The sequence below is a fragment of the Paenibacillus sp. genome (genome assembly GCF_031177825.1).
Classification (GTDB): Bacteria; Bacillota; Bacilli; order Paenibacillales; family YIM-B00363; genus Paenibacillus_AE.
The window spans coordinates 268145-285060 of record NZ_JAPSKE010000002.1 but is presented as its reverse complement, the minus strand read 5'-3'; the positions used below and the strand labels follow the sequence as shown (position 1 = coordinate 285060).

The window sequence follows — 16916 nt, the reverse complement described above, 5'->3', positions numbered from 1 at the left end:
TTTTAATAGAATTGTTCGTTTCTGAATGCAATATATGCGTGGCGAGATGGGGGTGTGCCCATGATGCTAAACCGAGACGAGCCCGCATATATATGTACAAGTTTGTTCGCGATAGCGGGGGAGGACGCGGTATGGTCGATAAAATCGTTGTCAGTATGGCGCTGCTCAGAGTGTTGTCGGGGTCCATCGAGTTGATGGCGGCCTTTCTGATTTACAGGCTCGCAAGCGTAGAGAAGGCGCTCGTCATCAATTCGTCGCTGGCCTTGGTCGGGCCGATCATCTTTATTTCCATTACGGCGCTCGGGCTCGTCGGCATTACGGATAAGCTTTCTTTCGGCAAGCTGGCGTGGGTCGCCGTGGGGGTAGCTTGTCTATTAATCGGTATTCTGAAAAAGTAGCTTGTCATAATTCGATAGGCCAAGCATACATATGGTTGTAAGTTAGGCCAAGCCGGACTTACGACAACCGCCGACGCGGCGAAAGGGGCGATGACGATGTGGAACGCCGTGCTGGAGTGGCTGCCGGGTTCGATTCGAACCGTTCTGTCGCGCATGTCCGCGGATTGGACGTCCCGAGCCGAGGAAATCCGGGTGCGGGACGGGCGTCCGCTGGAGATCGTCGCGGCGGGCGACTACACGTTCGTAGAGCCCGACGGAAGCCCGACGCTGCGGGTCGAAACCGCCTTCCGGCCGACGCGCGACGATTGTCTGAAGCTGCTGGACCGCATTACGAACCACTCGGTGTACACGATGGAAGAGCAGCTCCGCCGCGGTTACATTACTGTGCAGGGCGGCCATCGCATCGGACTCGCGGGTCGGGCGGCGCTGGAGCGCGGAGCGATCAGAACGCTGCAGCACATCGGCGGCTTCAATCTTCGCATCGCCCGCGAGGTGAAGGGCTGCGCGAGCGCGCTTCTCCCTCGGCTGTGGGACGCGGAGTCGCGGCGGCTGCATCATACCTTGATCGTCTCGCCGCCGCAGCGCGGCAAAACGACGCTCCTGCGGGACGCGGCCCGCCTCGTCTCGACCGGCGGCTGGGCCGGGCGGACGGCGATCGATCGGCGGGACCGGGCGCGCAAGGTCGGCATCGTCGACGAGCGGTCGGAGATCGCGGCCGCCGTCGACGGCAAGCCGACGTTCGACGTCGGCCCGCGGACGGACGTGCTGGATGCCTGTCCGAAGGCGGAAGGCATGATGCTGATGATCCGCGCGCTGTCGCCGGAGGTGCTCGTCGTCGACGAGCTCGGCCGTCCGGAGGACGCGGAAGCGGTGATGGAGGCGCTTCATGCCGGCATCGCCGTCATCGCCACCGCGCACGGCCGAGACGCGGACGAGGTTCGCGGCCGGCCGTCGCTTGCCGCCCTGTTCGAAGCGCGTGTGTTCACGCGCATCGTGACGCTCGCCGCCAGCGGACCGACGGGCGAGGTGCTCGACGTGCGCGACGCCGAAGGGCGCCGGCTGCCGCCTTGGCGGCCGATCGAGGCGCCTTCGGCGACGAAGCGGGCGGTCGGAGGCGACGGTAGCGCGTCGACCGGCGAAGCGGAACGGAAGGGGGCAACCAGATGCTGAAGTGGATCGGCGCGACGATGATCTTGGCCGCCGGCACCGCCTACGGTTTCGCGCAGGCTTCCCGATACGCTCGTCGCCCCAAGGAGCTGCGCCTGCTCGGGGCGGCGCTAGGGACGCTCGAGTCGGAAATCGTCTACGGGCTGTCTCCGCTGCCGGAGGCGCTGAACCGGGTGGCGTCGGCGACGCAGAAGCCCGTGTCCCGCCTGTTCGCGGACGCGGCGGCGCGAATGGCCGATGCGCGATCGGAGCGGACGGCGGGAGACTGCTGGAAGGAGGCGGTGAACGCCGCTTGGCCGGCGACGGCGCTCCAAGGTCCGGAGAAGGCGTCGCTGCTCGCGTTGGCGCCGACGCTCGGGATGACCGATCGGGACGACCAGGCGAAGCATCTTCGGCTCGCGATCGCCCAATTGCGCGCGGAGGAAGAGACGGCGCGGGAGGAGCAGGCGCGGTACGGCAAGATGTGGAGAAGCTTAGGGGCGCTTACGGCGGCATTGGTCGTCATTTTAATGTACTAAGGACGGTGCCAGGATGAACGAGGATGTCAATGCCATATTTCAGATCGCCGCCGTCGGCATCATCGTCGCCATGATTCATACGGTGTTGAAGCAAATGGGAAAAGAGGATTACGCGCACTGGGTGACGTTAATCGGCTTTGTCGTGGTGCTGTTTATGGTGATACGGAAACTGGATCAGCTGTTTCAAGAAATTAAAACGATCTTCTTATTTCAATAGGCGGTGGCGCCGTGGATATGATCCAAGTGGTCGGCTTCGGTCTGGTCGCCACCGTGCTCGTCCTGATCGTCAAGGAGCAAAAGGCGCCGGTCGCCTTCCTGCTCGCCGCCTTCGCGGGCATCGTCATTTTCCTGGCGTTGATCGGGAAAATTTCCGAAATCATCGCGATGCTCGAGCGGCTGGCCGATCAATCGAACGTGAATATGGTGTTCTTCCAAACGATATTGAAAATCATCGGCATTGCGTATATCGCGGAATTCGGAGCGCAAGTCGTTCGGGACGCCGGGCAGGAAGCGATCGCATCGAAGATCGAGCTCGCCGGCAAAGTGCTTATCATGGTGCTCGCCATCCCGATCATCTCGGTGATCGTCGAGACCGTCATGAAGCTGATGCCCGCATAAATCGAGGCGGATGTTCGTCGGAATGTTGAGGAGGGGTGGGCGTGTCGGCAACCGCAGCTCCGGGCGCAGACGAGGCCGGCGCGGTCCAGGATTGGGTCGACGCCCAATCGGAAATCGTCCGTACGGACGAAGTAGAGCATTATTGGGACACGCTCATGCGCCAATACGGCGGATGGTTCCCGAACGGGAACCCGTCGTTCCAGGAAGCGCTTATGCCGGGAGGCGACGGGTTTTCCCTGGCGAACGCGGCGAGCGGCCTGCTGCAATTTCTGCTGCACGAGGTCGTCGTGAACGGGAAGCTGCTGGCGATGATCGTCATTCTGACCGTGTTCAGCATTGTGCTGGAGACGCTGCAGACGGCGTTCGAGAAGACGACGGTGAGCAAGGTCGCTTACGCCATCTCGTATCTCGTCATCGTCGTCATCGCGATCAACAGCTTCCATATCGCGATTCAATTCGCGAAGGACGCCATATCCGGCATGATTCACTTCATGACCGCGATGATGCCGCTCGTGCTGACGATGCTGGCGTCGATGGGGAACGTCGCGACGGTGTCGATCATGCACCCGCTCATCGTGTTCATGATCCATACGGTGGGGAACCTGGTTTTCTTCTTCATCTTTCCGTTATTGTTCTTCTCCGCCGTTTTACATATTGTTTCGACGCTGACCGACAAGTACAAGGTGACGCAGCTCGCGACGCTGCTCCGCAACGTCGCGATCGGGACGCTGACGGTATCGCTCACGGTGTTCCTCGGCGTCATCTCGGTGCAAGGCGCCACGGGCGGCGTGGCGGACGGGGTGACGCTCAAGACGGCGAAGTACGTGGCGGGCAACTTCGTCCCGGTCGTCGGCCGCATGTTTTCGGAGACGACGGATACGGTGCTCAGCGCTTCGCTGTTGATGAAGAACGCGATCGGCCTCGCCGGCGTCGTCATCATCGTTCTGATCGCCGCGTTCCCGGCGCTGAAGATTCTAGCGTTGGCCTTCATCTACAACCTGGCGGCAGCGCTGCTGCAGCCGCTCGGCGACAGTCCGGTCATCGGCTGCCTGCAGACGATCGGGAAGAGCATGATCTTCGTGTTCGCGGCGCTCGCGACGGTCAGTCTCATGTTTTTCCTCGCGATTACGATCATTATCGCCGCGGGGAACGTGACCGTAATGATGCGATGAATGCGAACGAGGAGGCGTTGCTGCGATGATGGAGGCGCTGACCGGTTGGCTCAAGCAGATCGTACTGGTGGTGCTGCTGGCGACGTTCATCGATCTGCTGCTGCCGAACCGAACGATGCAGCGGTACGTCAAGCTCGTCGTCTCGCTGTTCATCCTGATGACGATTCTGTCGCCGGTGCTGCAGCTGATCGGCTCGAACGCGAACGTGCGGATGCTCGCCGCATCCGTCGGCGGCTGGTCCGTCGCCGGGACGGCGGCGCCGGCGCCCTCCGGAGCGTCGGGGCCGTCCGGCGGCTCCTCGATGCCCGCCTTGGGCGAGCTGCTCTCCGAGGGGGAAGCGATCGCGAGAGCGCAGAGCGAACGGTCGATCGACATGCTCGAGAACCGGATCGAAGCGATGGTCGAAGAGCATGTGCGGTCGAAGCACGAAGCGGAAGCGAGCGTCGAGGCCGAGGTGGACATCGACGGCGACGGCCTGCCGACCGTGAAGAGCATCCGAATCCGCGTCGGCGCGTCGTTGGCGGCCGCCGAGGCGGCGTCGGCGGAAGTCGAAGGGGGCGACGGCGCCGAGTCCGCGCCGGCGCCGTCCGACGGGGTGAACATCGAGCCGGTGATCGTCGAACCGGTGGTCGTGGAACCGGTTCGCATCGGCGAGACGCGGGCGGAAGAAGCCGCGGCGGACGACTCGGCGCCCGCGCCGGTCTCTGCGGCCGAACGCAAGGCGATCGCGAAATCGGTCGCGGAGGCGTGGGCCGTCCCGGTCTCGAAAATCAAAGTGGAATGAACGGATGCGTCCGGCGAAGGAGGTGATGCGAATGGCGAAATGGTGGAAGACGTTCGAAGAGCGGTTCGGCGGCGGTCCGGGGGGCGCGAGCCGCATGAACACATTCCGATGGCTCCTGATCGTGGCGGGCGTCGGCGGCGTCTTCATGATTCTGAATTCGTTCCTGACGGTGGAGAACGTGCCGCCTCCGTATGAGAGCGGCGGGGTTCCCGAAACCGCGGCGAGCGGCGCGCCGCCGGGCGGCGGCGACGTTCCCGCCTTCGGAACCGGCGCGGCGAAAGACTCGAAGTTCGCGGCGTACGAAGCGAGCTACGAGGACGAGCTGAAAGAGATTTTACAAAAAATCGTCGGCGTCGGGGAAGTGAACGTACTCGTTACGATCGAATCGACAGAGGAGATCGTAGCCGAGCGGAACGTGACCGAGACGGCCCAGGAGACGAACGAGCGGGACGCGAACGGCGCCAATCGACACATTACGCAGACGTCCCGATCCGGAGAAATCGTGTTATATACGGAATCCGGCGACAGCGTGCCGCTCGTGCGCAAGACGATCCGACCGACGATCCGCGGCGTGTTCGTCGTCGCCGAAGGCGCCGAAAATCTAACGGTGAAGAAGATGATGATCGAAGCGGTCGAACGGGGGCTCGGCGTGCCGTCCCATAAAATCTCCGTAGCGCCCAGCAAGAGGTAACCGCGCCGAACCGGCGTCCACATATTCCTAAAAAAACCAATTCAGAAAAGCACAAGGAGGAAACAAGAATGAATACAAGAAGACAAACGGTGTGGCTCGTATCGATGCTGGGGTTGATGGTCGTCCTGTCCGCGTATTACTTGTTCACCGACGAAGCGGATCAAATTCCGGTGCCTACGGAGCAAACGGCGCAGAACGAAATCATCGTCGAAGGCGTCGGCATGATGGATCCGACGTCGGCGCAGCCGGACGTGACGATCGACGATATCGCGACGCTCGAGGAGGACGCCACGGCGGATGGCGCAGCCGAAGGGACGGCCGAAGGCGCGGCGGAGAGCGCGACGGACGGCGTCGCGGAAGGCGCGGATCCGGCGACGCCGGAAGACGCGACGGCCGAAGCCGAAGAGACGATCACGGACGAGCAAGTGCTCGAGCAAGTGTCGAACCGTTCGAGCGCGGACGCGATTACGGCGATGCAAATCGAGCGCGATTCCGACTTCTCCAGACAGATCGAAGCGCTGACGGCGGCGATGACGAACGAAGAAGCGTCGGAGCAGCAAATCACGGAAGCGATCAACAAACACAGCGCCCTGATGGATTTGGAAGCGAAGCTGATCGCTTTCGAAGAGAAGCTGCTCGGCGACTACGAGAACGTTGCGGTCATGTACGACGATCAGAAGCAGCATTTCACGGTTCACGTCTCCGCGGCCCAGCTCGAAAAGAGCGAAGCGGTTTCGATCGTCACCGAGGCGATGAAAGACCTGAACATCGCGATTCATCAAATCACCGTCAAGCTGTATAACTAACGATCAGGCTTCGTCGACCGCGCGGCGCAAAAAAAATCGGAGGGAGCCCGGGGAAACTGGGCTCTTTCCATTTACTTCTTTTAAGGGTATAATTACAACGTCGCTTTTGGGGGTTGGCAAGACGCTCGCGACGGCGCAGACTCATTCGCTTGAGGAGATGAAAGCAAGACGATGTATAAACTTAACGAAATCAAAGAACTCATTCGATTGGTGGACAGCACTTCCATACAACATCTGGAGATCGAAAACGAGAACGGCAAAATCAGCATCAAGAAGCCCGAAGCTCCGGCCGTTCACGTGACGGCGCAGCCGACGGCGGCCATATCGGCGCAGCACGCTTTCGCACCGTCGGCTCCGGCTCCGGCGCCCGCCGCTCCGCAAGCGCCCGCGGCTCCGGCCCCGGCGCAAGAAGAGCGGAACGCCGATCTGCACCCGATCGTCTCTCCGATGGTCGGCACGTTCTACGCCGCCCCGTCGCCGGACGCGCAGCCGTTCGTCAAGGCGGGCGACGCCGTCAAAGAGAAGACGATCGTATGCATCGTCGAGGCGATGAAGCTGATGAACGAAATCGAAGCGGAAGTGAGCGGGCAGATCGTCGAAGTGTTGGCGCAGAACGGCCAGCTCGTCGAGTACGGCCAGCCGCTCTTCTTGGTGAAACGGTAAGAGCGACAACGGGAGGAAAATACGGATGAAGTTTCACAAAGTGCTGGTCGCGAACCGGGGCGAGATCGCAGTCCGCATCATTCGCGCTTGCAGAGAGCTGGGCATCTCCACGGTCGCGGTGTATTCCGAGGCGGATCGCGAGGCGCTGCACGTTCGACTCGCGGACGAGGCGTATTGCATCGGTCCGGTATCGTCCAAAGACAGCTATTTGAATTTAACGAACATCATGAGCGTCGCCACGTTGACCGGCGCGGACGCCATCCATCCGGGGTACGGCTTCCTTGCGGAGAATGCGGACTTCGCCGAAATTTGCGAACGCTGCAACGTCGTCTTCATCGGCCCGTCCCCGGACGCGATCTCCCGCATGGGGGACAAGTCCGTGGCGAAGCAGACGATGCGCGACGCCGGCGTTCCGGTCATTCCGGGCTCGGTCGGTCTCGTCGAGACGATCGAAGACGCGGTCGCGATCGCCCGCGACATCGGCTACCCCGTCATCATTAAAGCGACGGCCGGCGGCGGGGGGAAGGGCATCCGCATCGCGGCATCGGAAGAAGAATTGATCCAAGGCATTATCGCCGCGCAGCAGGAAGCTCAGAAGGCGTTCGGCAACGCCGGCGTCTATCTGGAGAAGTTCCTTACCGGCATGAAGCATGTAGAAATCCAAATCGTCGCCGACAAGCACGGCAACGTCGTGCACCTCGGCGAGCGGGATTGCTCCGTGCAGCGCCGGCGTCAGAAGCTCGTCGAAGAGGCGCCTTGCCCGGTGCTGTCGCCGGAGGTGCGCCGCCGCATGGGCGACGCGGCCGTCCGCGCCGCCCACGCCGTCAATTATTCCGGAGCCGGAACGTTGGAGTTCTTGCTCGGTCCCGACGAACAGTTTTATTTCATGGAGATGAATACCCGCATTCAGGTCGAGCATCCGGTAACCGAGATGGTGACCGGCGTCGATATCATTAAAGAGATGATTTCCGTAGCGGAGGGCCATCCGCTCAGCATGCGTCAATCCGACGTCGTCATCAACGGCCACTCCATCGAATGTCGCGTCAACGCGGAAGATCCGGCGAAGAACTTCATGCCGTCCGCGGGACGCATTAATTTCTACCTGCCGCCCGGCGGCGTAGGCGTGCGCGTCGACAGCGCCGCTTATCCGGGGTACGTCATTCCGCCGCATTACGACTCTATGATTGCGAAGCTAATCGTGTGGGCGCCGACGCGGGAAGAAGCGATCGCCCGCATGAAGCGCGCGCTCGGAGAGTTCGCGGTCGACGGCGTGCATACGACGATTCCGTTCCATATGAGGCTGATGGATCACCCGACGTTCCAACGCGGCGATTTTGACATTAAGTTCCTGGAAGAACACGAAGTATAGCGATCGGACTATGCCGATTCGCCCGATTCTCCAAGGTTTGTCATAATTTTGGACGGGTGGTATAGTATTTAAGTATAAGACAAGGGGAGGATGATCGATAATGAACACGATTGCCCCGGAATTCACGAAGACCGAGATGGGGAACATACAGATCGCTCCGGAGGTCATTGAAATTATCGCAGGCCTCGCAACGATCGAAGTGGACGGCGTCACCGGCATGAGCGGCGGGTTCGCCAGCGGCGTGGCCGAGCTCCTCGGTCGGAAAAACCTGTCTAAAGGCGTCAAAGTCGAAGTCGGTCAACGCGAAGCGGCAGTGGACGTGTCCATCGTCATCGAGTACGGAAGACGCATTCCGGAAGTCGCGTCCGCCATCCAGGCGAACGTCAAGCACGCGATCCAATCGATGACCGGACTGAACGTCGTCGAAGTGAACGTTCACATCCACGACGTTATGTTCAAGGGTCAGGAACGGATCGAAGAAGAAGAAGGTCCGATTACGACCCGCGTGAAGTAACCGAGCGGCGCGGGTCGCGCGGAACGAATGGACATACCGAAATCCCCCGGGCGTCGCCGTTCGGGGGTTTCCTCGTCGTAGCCTTGCGCAACGCGGCGGGAAGCGGCATTCGGCAAGGACGTACCAGTGGAGGGAGCTGCAGTCATGGGCAGAGTCGCGGACAAATTGTTTTTGTTTCTGTACAGCGTGGCCATTTTGATCTTCTCGGGGATCGGGCTGATCGTCTCGATGGAGTGGGTGGCTCCGGCGTTCGCCGAATCATTCGTCGATGCCATATATATGACGGGTCCGGCCAAATATGCCGCGATCGCGGTATGCGCCGCATTATTTCTGCTGTCGATCCGATTTCTGTTCGTGTCGCTGCGCAAGAGCCGCGAGCGGAGCGGCTCCATCGATCAGCGCACCGAATTCGGCGATATCCGCATCTCGCTCGAGACGGTGGAAAATCTAGCGCTGAAGGCGGCGAACCGCGTTCGAGGCGTGAAGGACTTGCGCGCCCGCGTGCGCGTCGACGACAGCGGCCTCGACATCCAGCTTCGCTCGGTGGTCGACGGCGAATCTTCGATTCAACAGCTGACCGAGGAGATGCAGCGCGGCGTGAAGGAGCATGTCGAGGACATTACCGGCATTCCGGTCGCCATGGTGACCGTATACGTCGCCAACGTCGTGCAATCCCAAACGTTCAAAGCCCGAGTGGAGTAGGTGACGCCGATGTGGAAGAAACTCGCGGATTCGATTCTGGAGTGGGCCCTCGCGGGGCGCGTCGGGAGAATCGTCGGAGCCGCGGCGGGCGTGCTGCTCGGATTCGTATATTTGATTTGGGGCTTCTGGGATATGCTGGCTTTCGCATTGATCGGGTTTACGGGGTACACGCTTGGTTTAAAATCGGACAATCGGGAAAAATGGGTGGATAGAAACGCCATCGCCCGATGGTTCTCAGACAGATGGTATCGATGAATCCCATGGCTGTGGGATTTTTTCGTTAGGAGGAGTTTATCGATGAAGCGAAGGTCCGCGCGCGTGGTAGCGGTGCAATGTTTGTATCAGATGGAGATGAATCGAGTGCCGGCGCACGAGGCGCTGCAAACCGCGATGGAAGAGGCGCTGAACGACAACGAGTCCGGCACGGACGTCAGCGACGCGGACGCGTTGCTTGCGTACGTTCGGGGATTGTTGGACAAGCTGGTTCCGCTGATCCCGGAAATCGACGGGATGCTGACGGAGTTCCTGCAAGGCTACCAAGTAGACCGCCTGTCGAGGGTCGACCGAGAGGTGCTTCGTCTCGCGGTGTACGAGATGATTTATGCCGACGACGTTCCCCCGAAGGTAGCGGTGAACGAAGCGATCGAGGTCGCGAAGCACTTCGGCACGGACGAATCGGGCAAATTCGTCAACGGCGTGCTCGGGAAGATGGTTAAACAAGTAGACGAGTTGAAGGCGAAAGCGAACGCGTAAATAACGGGCGAAAAACGGAGGCGTTACCAACCATGACGGCATTGATCCTCGACGGAAAAAAAATCGCGAACGAATTGATGACTAGATTACATAAGGAAATCGACTCGCTGGTCGAGTCCGGCGCGCGTCCGGGACTCGCGGTCGTGCTGGTGGGCGAAGACCCGGCTTCGCAGGTATACGTACGAAATAAGGAAAAGGCTTGCGCCGATCTCGGCATTCATTCCGTCGTGCACCGTTTAGACGCGGACACACCTCAGGATAAGCTGATCGAGCTCATTCGCGCGCTGAACGCAAGCGCCGAAATTCACGGCATCCTGGTGCAGAAGCCGCTGCCGGGCCACATCGACGACAAGGCGGTCATCGGCGCGATTTCGGCAGAGAAGGACGTCGACGGCTTCCACCCGATCAGCGTCGGCAACCTGCTCATCGGCGACGAAGGCTTCGTGCCGTGCACGCCGGCGGGCGTCATCGAGATGATGCGCTCCGCAGGCATCTCCGTGGACGGCAAGCGCGTCGCGGTCATCGGCCGGAGCAACATCGTCGGCAAGCCGATGGCGGCGCTGCTCATCCGCGAGAACGCGACCGTGACGGTGTGTCACTCGAAGACGGCGAACCTGCCGGAAGTGACGCGGGAAGCGGACGTCATCGTCGCGGCGATCGGCCGGCCGAACTTCGTGACGCCGGAATACGTGAAGCCGGGCGCGGTCGTCATCGACGTCGGCGTCAACCGGCTGCCGGACGGGAAGCTGGCCGGGGACGTCGACTTCGACGCGGTGAAGGAAGTCGCGTCGGCGATTACGCCCGTTCCGGGCGGCGTCGGCCGGATGACGATCGCGATGCTCATGAAAAACACGGTGGAAGCGGCCCGGAAAGCGTTGGAGTCGTCGCGGTGAATCAGGGGCAAAACCAGAAGGTATTTTCGGTACGGGACATCACGAGATATATCAAAATGAAGATGGATGCCGACGCCGTACTTCAGAACGTATGGGTGCGCGGCGAAATTTCGAATTTCACGCGGCATTCCAGCGGGCATTTATACTTTACTTTGAAAGATAAGGACAGCCGCATCAAGTGCGTGATGTTCGCGGGACAAGCGTCCCGTCTGCCGTTCGCGCCGAAGGAAGGCGCGAGGGTCGTGGCGAACGGCAGCGTGTCGGTGTACGAACGGGACGGGCAGTACCAGATGTACGTGAACGGCATGCAGCCGGACGGCATCGGCAGCCTGTATCTCGCCTTCGAGCAGCTGAAGAAGAAACTCGAAGACGAGGGGCTATTCTCCGCGTCGCGGAAAAAGCCGATTCCGACGTTCCCGACGGCGATCGGCGTCATTACGTCGCCGACCGGGGCGGCCGTGCGCGACATTATCATCACGCTGCAGCGGCGGAACCCGGCGGTGCCGATTTTGCTGTATCCGGTTTCCGTGCAAGGCGAGACGGCGGCGCCTTCGATCGTGAAGGCGATTCGCGCCATGAACGAACGCCGCGAGGTCGACGTGCTCATCGTCGGCCGCGGCGGCGGCTCGCTCGAGGAACTGTGGGCGTTCAACGAAGAGGCGGTCGCGCGGGCGATCGCGGCGTCCGACATCCCGATCATCTCGGCGGTCGGCCACGAGACGGACACGACGATTGCCGACTTCGTCGCGGATCTTCGCGCGGCGACGCCGACGGCCGCCGCGGAGCTCGCCGTGCCCAGCCGACTCGAGCTGCGCGACACGATCGGTCATCTGCGCAGACGGATGACGGGGGCGCTGCAAGGCGCGGTGCAGTCGCGCCGCGAAGCGCTCCTGCGGCTTCGCCGTTCGCCGTTCCTGACGAATCCGAAGCGGCAGCTGATGATGCAGCAGACGGAACGGCTCGACCGGCATACGGCGGCGCTGCACTATCATGCGAAGACGGCGCTGCGAACCGCGGGCGACCGGTTCTCCCGGCTCGATCGGCGCCTCTCTACGGTCAGCCCGAGGGAAGCGGCGCGCCATGCCGCGAAGGGGCTCGACGTGGCGAAGCTGAAGCTGCTGCAGCGAATGAACGCGATCATGAAGGAGCGCGGCCACGCGTTCGACATGCACGCGAAGCGACTCGACGCGCTCAGCCCGCTGAAGGTGATGCAGCGGGGCTACAGCCTCGTCTACGACGAGAACAAGCGCTTGGTCAAGACGGTTGGAGACGTACAGCTCGGCGACATGGTCCGCGTGCGGCTCGCCGACGGCGAGCTGGATTGCACCGTATGGTCGATGAAGGGGGAAACAAGCAGTGACTGAACCAACGATCGGCTTCGAAGAGGCGATGGAGAAACTGGAGACCATCGTCGCGAAGCTCGAGAGCGGCGACGTGCCGCTCGAGGAAGCGATCGAGCTCTTCCAGGAAGGCATGCGGTTATCCCGCATCTGCAGCCAGAAGCTTGAAACCGTGGAACGGAAAATCGAGATGCTGCTCGAAGAGGACGGACAGACGGTGAAGAAACCGTTCGGGGCCGCGCTCGACAAGGGGGATCCCGTTGAATAACGCTATAAGCGAATCGATCGAAGCATATTTGGCTTCCGTCGCCGGTCGCGTCGCGGACGAGCTCGGCACGATCGTGCCCGAAGCGTGGGACGTGCCCGCGCCGCTGCGCGAGTCGATGGCGTATTCGCTGCTCGCGGGCGGGAAGCGGCTGCGTCCGGCGTTCGCGCTCGCCGCGGCGGAGGCGGCCGGCGGCGAGCCGGCAGAAGCGCTTCCGGCCGCCTGCGCGGTGGAGCTGATCCATACTTATTCGCTCATCCACGACGATCTGCCGGCGATGGACGACGACGACTTCCGCCGCGGACGCCCGACGAACCACAAGGTGTTCGGGGAGGCGATGGCCATCCTCGCGGGCGACGCGCTGCTTACCCACGCGTTCCACGTGCTTGCGACGATGCCGGAGCGGTTCCCGCGCGTGTCGGCGTCCGCCGCGCTGCGCATCGTGAAGGAGCTTGCGGCGTACGCCGGAGCGCCCGGCATGGTCGGTGGTCAAGCGGCCGATATGCTGGGCGAGCAAGGGGAAACGACGCTCACGCAGCTCGAGTACATCCATCTGCATAAGACGAGCGATCTCGTCGTGGCCTCCCTTCGCGCCGGGGCCATCGTCGCCGGAGCGAACGAAGAGCAACTGGCGGCGCTCACCGTCTACGGGCGATCGATCGGGCTCGCCTTCCAAATCCAAGACGACATTCTGGATCTCATTGGCGATGCGTCGAAGCTCGGGAAGAGCACGCAAAGCGACGTCGCGCAAGGCAAGGTGACGTATCCGTACCTCGTCGGTCTTGCGGCGAGCAAGGCGAAGGTCGAGGAGTTGACGGCGGCCGGCAAGGCGGCCGTCTCCGGCGGCGCGTTGCCGGCGCCCGAGCGGCTGCTGCAGATGGCCGATTATTTGATTACGCGAGAATATTAGATTGCTAGGAACGCCCTCCGGCGACGGCCGGGGGGCGTTCCGTTCTTTCGGAAGGCGGGCAACATTCCCTCTTCCGTTGAGCACCCTTTTCCCGATGTGGTATAATAGCAGAAGGAATACGGAGTGGCGCAGTATTCTAGTCGGCCTACCGCTTTGAGGGCGAGCCTAAAAATTCGCCGAAGGGCACATCGATGAAGTTCCTGGTGCCGGCTTTCGACGCCCAGTCGGGGGCTGGTGGTGGGAGTTAAGGTTGCGGGGCGATCCGCAATGGCATGCGGGCGTTGACCCTGCTTCCGCGGAGGCCCAAGTGCGTGGCGCGAGCTTGTCGTCTTGCCGACGATCGGGCAATCGGCCATGGCTCGGGGTATGAACCTGTCATTCGTTCCCGCGTGATTTTGAAGTGATCCTAATCGCTTATCGGAGATACGCGGGGGCGGTGCAGCGTAGCCTGCCTTGAGTGGGCCAGCAGGGAGTATAGATATAGGCGCGATCGACCTAGGCCAAGGTCGGCCGTAGTAGCCCACGCTATATGAAATCTGGTCTGCAAAAGAGGCTAAGAAGCGGTTCTTGAGCTGCCCGAGGAAAACTCCTAGACTGTTCATATCCATGGGGCTTCTTGGGGATTATAGTGTGGACTAAGTGGTAATCCAGTCTGGCGGTCGGCGACGGCGTCAAGACGTTCTTAAAGGGGAACCGCCCTACCGGCGACGGGGGGTGATCGTCTGGGAAAACCTACTGGACCTAAGCCACAGCATTTACTCGAGAAGCTGCCACTCCTCCCATTCCCGAAGAGAGGACCATAAGAAACGAGAATGAAATCCATTTGGAAGCACTCCATGCGATGGAGTATTTTTATTTCTATAATTACGTTTATATTGGCAAGCGTGTTTTCCGTCGTATCCACCGCGATGCTGCAGGGCGTCGTCTGGGCTGCGGGCGTGGTCATCGTACTGTTCATCGTCCTCGTCGGCATAGGATTCGATATGATGGGCATCGCCTCCGCTTCCGCGAACGAGCGCCCGTTCCATGCGATGGCCGCCGAGAAGGTGCCGGGCGCGAAGCAATCGATCTTTATCGTACGCAACGCGGACCGGTTTTCGAATTTCTGCAACGACGTCGTCGGCGATATTTGCGGCATTATCAGCGGAACGGCATCCGCGCTCGTCGTCGGCAAGATGATCGTAAGCTCGCCGGGCGGCGACGGGTTGTTGACCGCCGCGGTGACGGTCGTCTTCTCGGCGGTCGTCTCCGCCCTGACGGTCGGAGGCAAAGCCGTCGGCAAGTCGTTCGCGATTCACTACTCGATACCGATCGTACTCTGGATCGGCAGATTCTTTTTCCTGCTGGAACGCCGGTTTGGCATACGCATCTGGGGCGGCAAGAAGAAAACAAACGGAAAGCGGGGAAACAAGCGTGCTGCTCGATCGAATCACTCAGCCTAGCGATCTGAAATCGCTCGACCTCGCCCAGCTCGAACAGCTGGCGCAGGAAATCAGAGAATTTCTCATTACGACGTTGTCGTCGACCGGGGGGCATCTCGCTCCGAACCTAGGCGTCGTAGAGTTGACCTTAGCGCTTCATTACTTGTTCGACAGCCCGAACGACAAGCTGATTTTCGACGTCGGGCACCAAGCGTATGTTCATAAGCTGCTTACGGGACGCAAAGACCGCTTCTCGACGCTTCGAAAATACAAAGGCTTATGCGGCTTCGTCAAGCGCTCCGAATCGGAGCACGACGTGTGGGAGGCGGGGCACAGCTCCACCTCTCTTTCGGCTGCAATGGGCATGGCGGCCGCGCGGGATTTGCAAGGGAAGAAAAATAAAGTCGTCGCGCTGATCGGGGACGGGGCGCTGACCGGCGGCATGGCGTTCGAGGCGCTCAACCATATCGGGCACGAGAAGAAGAACTTGACCGTCGTGCTGAACGATAACGAGATGTCGATCGCGCCGAACGTCGGCGCGCTGCACAACTACCTATGCAAGGTGCGCTCCGACAAGACTTACATAAAGACGAAGGAAGAAGTCGAATCGCTGCTCAAGAAGGTTCCCGCGATCGGCGGCACGCTCGCCGCTTGGGCGGAGAAGGTCAAGGACAGCCTGAAATATTTGGTCGTCTCCGGCGTGTTGTTCGAGGAGCTCGGCTATACGTATTTCGGGCCGATCGACGGACATCATTTGTCCGCGCTGCTCGAGACGTTCCGGCAGGCGGAGAAGGTCGAAGGGCCGGTGCTCGTGCACGTCGTGACGACGAAGGGCAAGGGGTATGCGCCGGCGGAAGCCGATTCGCATACTTGGCATGGCCTCGGCGCCTACAAGATCGAGTCGGGCCAAGTCGTGAAGTCGGCCGGTCCGCCGATGTATACCGAGGTGTTCGGCAAGACGCTGATCGAGCTCGCGGAGCGGGACGAACGCATCGTCGCCGTCACGCCGGCGATGCCCAGCGGCTCGGGACTGATCAAGTTCGCGGAGAAATTCCCGAACCGGATGATCGACGTCGGCATCGCCGAGCAGCATGCCGCCACGATGTGCGCGGCGATGGCGATGGAAGGCATGAAGCCGGTATTCGCGGTGTATTCGACGTTCCTGCAGCGCGCGTACGACCAGGTCGTACACGATATCGCGCGGCAAAACCTGAACGTGGTGTTCGCGATCGACCGGGCGGGCTTCGTCGGTCCGGACGGCGAGACGCATCACGGGGTGTACGATATCGCGTATTTGCGCCATGTGCCGAATATGACGATCATGATGCCGAAGGACGAGAACGAGCTCCGGCACATGCTGTATACGGCCGTTCAGTACGACGGCGGCCCGATCGCGGTCCGCTACCCGCGCATTCAAGGCACGGGCGCGCCGTGGAACGACGAGCTGCGCACGCTGCCGATCGGCCGCTGGGAGACGGTGCGCGACGGCGACGACGCCGTCGTTCTGGCCGTCGGTCCGATGGTGCAGCTTGCGCTGGAGGCCGCCGAGAAGCTCGCCGCCGAAGGCGTATCGCTGCGGGTCGTGAACGCCCGCTTCTTGAAGCCGCTCGACGCGGCGATGCTGTCCGCCCTTGCGGACGAACGTCTGCCGATCGTCACGATCGAGGAGGGCGCTTCCGCCGGCGGGTTCGGCGGGGCGGTGCTCGAATGGATGTCCGGGCACGGCGTATACGACGTGCCGGTTCGCGTCATGGGCGTGCCGGACGCGTTCATCGAGCACGGCTCGATTCAGGAGCAGCGCGCGGAGGTCGGTCTCACGTCCGACCGGCTCGCGGAGACGGTACGGACGATGCGCGCCGGCGTACAGGCGTCCTACGCGGCGAAGCCGCTCATGACCGGCACGAACAAGTAACGGACGAGAGAAGCTGGGGA

21 protein-coding genes are annotated in these 16916 nt (G+C 61.5%); all 21 read left to right on the top strand.

Going from position 1 to position 16916, the window contains the following annotated elements; translation table 11 throughout:
• Positions 1-131: 131 nt before the first annotated feature.
• Positions 132-398, top strand: coding sequence for a YqhV family protein (locus RIN49_RS03480; protein ID WP_138193229.1), 267 nt, complete (start codon positions 132-134; stop codon positions 396-398).
• Positions 399-488: 90 nt separating this feature from the next.
• Positions 489-1568 carry a stage III sporulation protein AA gene (gene spoIIIAA / locus RIN49_RS03475; protein WP_309118766.1) on the top strand — a complete coding sequence of 360 codons (1080 nt, stop codon included), beginning with the start codon at positions 489-491 and terminating at the stop codon, positions 1566-1568.
• Positions 1562-2083: a stage III sporulation protein SpoIIIAB gene (spoIIIAB, locus tag RIN49_RS03470; RefSeq protein WP_309118765.1), complete on the top strand. Its 522-nt coding sequence runs from the start codon at positions 1562-1564 to the stop codon at positions 2081-2083. The genes spoIIIAA and spoIIIAB overlap by 7 nt, the downstream gene beginning before the upstream one ends.
• 13 nt (positions 2084-2096) lie before the next feature.
• Positions 2097-2300, top strand: coding sequence for a stage III sporulation protein AC (gene spoIIIAC, locus RIN49_RS03465; protein ID WP_138193231.1), 204 nt, complete (start codon positions 2097-2099; stop codon positions 2298-2300).
• Between the two features lie 11 nt (positions 2301-2311).
• Positions 2312-2701, top strand: coding sequence for a stage III sporulation protein AD (spoIIIAD, locus tag RIN49_RS03460; RefSeq protein ID WP_138193232.1), 390 nt, complete (start codon positions 2312-2314; stop codon positions 2699-2701).
• Between the two features lie 41 nt (positions 2702-2742).
• The gene (gene spoIIIAE / locus RIN49_RS03455; protein WP_309118764.1) at positions 2743-3873 is read left to right on the top strand and encodes a stage III sporulation protein AE; all 1131 of its coding nucleotides are present in this window, start codon (positions 2743-2745) and stop codon (positions 3871-3873) included.
• Positions 3874-3898: 25 nt separating this feature from the next.
• Complete coding sequence (gene spoIIIAF, locus RIN49_RS03450; RefSeq protein ID WP_309118763.1) at positions 3899-4657, top strand: stage III sporulation protein AF; 759 nt, start codon at positions 3899-3901, stop codon at positions 4655-4657.
• Positions 4658-4688: 31 nt separating this feature from the next.
• Positions 4689-5348, top strand: coding sequence for a stage III sporulation protein AG (gene spoIIIAG / locus RIN49_RS03445; protein WP_309118762.1), 660 nt, complete (start codon positions 4689-4691; stop codon positions 5346-5348).
• A 68-nt stretch (positions 5349-5416) separates the two neighbouring features.
• Entirely contained in the window at positions 5417-6154 is a 738-nt protein-coding gene (locus RIN49_RS03440) for a SpoIIIAH-like family protein (protein WP_309118761.1), read from the top strand.
• Between the two features lie 171 nt (positions 6155-6325).
• Positions 6326-6817, top strand: coding sequence for an acetyl-CoA carboxylase biotin carboxyl carrier protein (gene accB, locus RIN49_RS03435; RefSeq protein ID WP_309118760.1), 492 nt, complete (start codon positions 6326-6328; stop codon positions 6815-6817).
• A 25-nt stretch (positions 6818-6842) separates the two neighbouring features.
• On the top strand, positions 6843-8186 hold the full coding sequence (accC, locus tag RIN49_RS03430) for an acetyl-CoA carboxylase biotin carboxylase subunit (protein WP_309118759.1): 1344 nt from the start codon (positions 6843-6845) through the stop codon (positions 8184-8186).
• A 100-nt stretch (positions 8187-8286) separates the two neighbouring features.
• On the top strand, positions 8287-8700 hold the full coding sequence (locus RIN49_RS03425) for an Asp23/Gls24 family envelope stress response protein (RefSeq protein ID WP_138193239.1): 414 nt from the start codon (positions 8287-8289) through the stop codon (positions 8698-8700).
• A 144-nt stretch (positions 8701-8844) separates the two neighbouring features.
• Complete coding sequence (amaP, locus tag RIN49_RS03420; RefSeq protein ID WP_309118758.1) at positions 8845-9402, top strand: alkaline shock response membrane anchor protein AmaP; 558 nt, start codon at positions 8845-8847, stop codon at positions 9400-9402.
• 9 nt (positions 9403-9411) lie between these two features.
• Positions 9412-9657 carry a DUF2273 domain-containing protein gene (locus RIN49_RS03415; RefSeq protein WP_309118757.1) on the top strand — a complete coding sequence of 82 codons (246 nt, stop codon included), beginning with the start codon at positions 9412-9414 and terminating at the stop codon, positions 9655-9657.
• A gap of 42 nt (positions 9658-9699) precedes the next feature.
• Positions 9700-10155 carry a transcription antitermination factor NusB gene (nusB, locus tag RIN49_RS03410; RefSeq protein ID WP_309118756.1) on the top strand — a complete coding sequence of 152 codons (456 nt, stop codon included), beginning with the start codon at positions 9700-9702 and terminating at the stop codon, positions 10153-10155.
• 32 nt (positions 10156-10187) lie between these two features.
• A complete protein-coding gene (gene folD / locus RIN49_RS03405; protein ID WP_309118755.1) occupies positions 10188-11048 on the top strand; it encodes a bifunctional methylenetetrahydrofolate dehydrogenase/methenyltetrahydrofolate cyclohydrolase FolD in 861 nt (286 codons plus the stop codon).
• On the top strand, positions 11045-12412 hold the full coding sequence (xseA, locus tag RIN49_RS03400) for an exodeoxyribonuclease VII large subunit (RefSeq protein WP_309118754.1): 1368 nt from the start codon (positions 11045-11047) through the stop codon (positions 12410-12412). Before folD ends, xseA begins: the two co-directional genes overlap by 4 nt.
• A 25-nt stretch (positions 12413-12437) precedes the next feature.
• Positions 12438-12656: an exodeoxyribonuclease VII small subunit gene (gene xseB / locus RIN49_RS03395; RefSeq protein WP_138193507.1), complete on the top strand. Its 219-nt coding sequence runs from the start codon at positions 12438-12440 to the stop codon at positions 12654-12656.
• Positions 12649-13563 carry a polyprenyl synthetase family protein gene (locus RIN49_RS03390; RefSeq protein ID WP_375295203.1) on the top strand — a complete coding sequence of 305 codons (915 nt, stop codon included), beginning with the start codon at positions 12649-12651 and terminating at the stop codon, positions 13561-13563. Before xseB ends, RIN49_RS03390 begins: the two co-directional genes overlap by 8 nt.
• A gap of 836 nt (positions 13564-14399) precedes the next feature.
• Complete coding sequence (locus tag RIN49_RS03385) at positions 14400-15005, top strand: hypothetical protein (protein ID WP_309118753.1); 606 nt, start codon at positions 14400-14402, stop codon at positions 15003-15005.
• A complete protein-coding gene (gene dxs / locus RIN49_RS03380) occupies positions 14977-16896 on the top strand; it encodes a 1-deoxy-D-xylulose-5-phosphate synthase (RefSeq protein WP_309118752.1) in 1920 nt (639 codons plus the stop codon). The genes RIN49_RS03385 and dxs overlap by 29 nt, the downstream gene beginning before the upstream one ends.
• Positions 16897-16916 lie beyond the last annotated feature (20 nt).

Excerpts from the sequence above, each read along its gene's own strand:
- nusB (WP_309118756.1), top strand. The coding sequence starts at position 9,700 with ATGAAGCGAAGGTCCGCGCGCGTGGTAGCGGTGCAATGTTTGTATCAG.
- spoIIIAC (WP_138193231.1), top strand. The coding sequence starts at position 2,097 with ATGAACGAGGATGTCAATGCCATATTTCAGATCGCCGCCGTCGGCATC.
- RIN49_RS03385 (WP_309118753.1), top strand. The coding sequence starts at position 14,400 with ATGCGATGGAGTATTTTTATTTCTATAATTACGTTTATATTGGCAAGC.
- accC (WP_309118759.1), top strand. The coding sequence starts at position 6,843 with ATGAAGTTTCACAAAGTGCTGGTCGCGAACCGGGGCGAGATCGCAGTC.
- RIN49_RS03425 (WP_138193239.1), top strand. The coding sequence starts at position 8,287 with ATGAACACGATTGCCCCGGAATTCACGAAGACCGAGATGGGGAACATA.
- RIN49_RS03480 (WP_138193229.1), top strand. The coding sequence starts at position 132 with ATGGTCGATAAAATCGTTGTCAGTATGGCGCTGCTCAGAGTGTTGTCG.
- spoIIIAA (WP_309118766.1), top strand. The coding sequence starts at position 489 with ATGACGATGTGGAACGCCGTGCTGGAGTGGCTGCCGGGTTCGATTCGA.
- amaP (WP_309118758.1), top strand. The coding sequence starts at position 8,845 with ATGGGCAGAGTCGCGGACAAATTGTTTTTGTTTCTGTACAGCGTGGCC.
- accB (WP_309118760.1), top strand. The coding sequence starts at position 6,326 with ATGTATAAACTTAACGAAATCAAAGAACTCATTCGATTGGTGGACAGC.
- RIN49_RS03415 (WP_309118757.1), top strand. The coding sequence starts at position 9,412 with ATGTGGAAGAAACTCGCGGATTCGATTCTGGAGTGGGCCCTCGCGGGG.
- folD (WP_309118755.1), top strand. The coding sequence starts at position 10,188 with ATGACGGCATTGATCCTCGACGGAAAAAAAATCGCGAACGAATTGATG.
- xseB (WP_138193507.1), top strand. The coding sequence starts at position 12,438 with ATGGAGAAACTGGAGACCATCGTCGCGAAGCTCGAGAGCGGCGACGTG.
- spoIIIAG (WP_309118762.1), top strand. The coding sequence starts at position 4,689 with ATGGCGAAATGGTGGAAGACGTTCGAAGAGCGGTTCGGCGGCGGTCCG.
- RIN49_RS03440 (WP_309118761.1), top strand. The coding sequence starts at position 5,417 with ATGAATACAAGAAGACAAACGGTGTGGCTCGTATCGATGCTGGGGTTG.
- spoIIIAF (WP_309118763.1), top strand. The coding sequence starts at position 3,899 with ATGATGGAGGCGCTGACCGGTTGGCTCAAGCAGATCGTACTGGTGGTG.
- spoIIIAB (WP_309118765.1), top strand. The coding sequence starts at position 1,562 with ATGCTGAAGTGGATCGGCGCGACGATGATCTTGGCCGCCGGCACCGCC.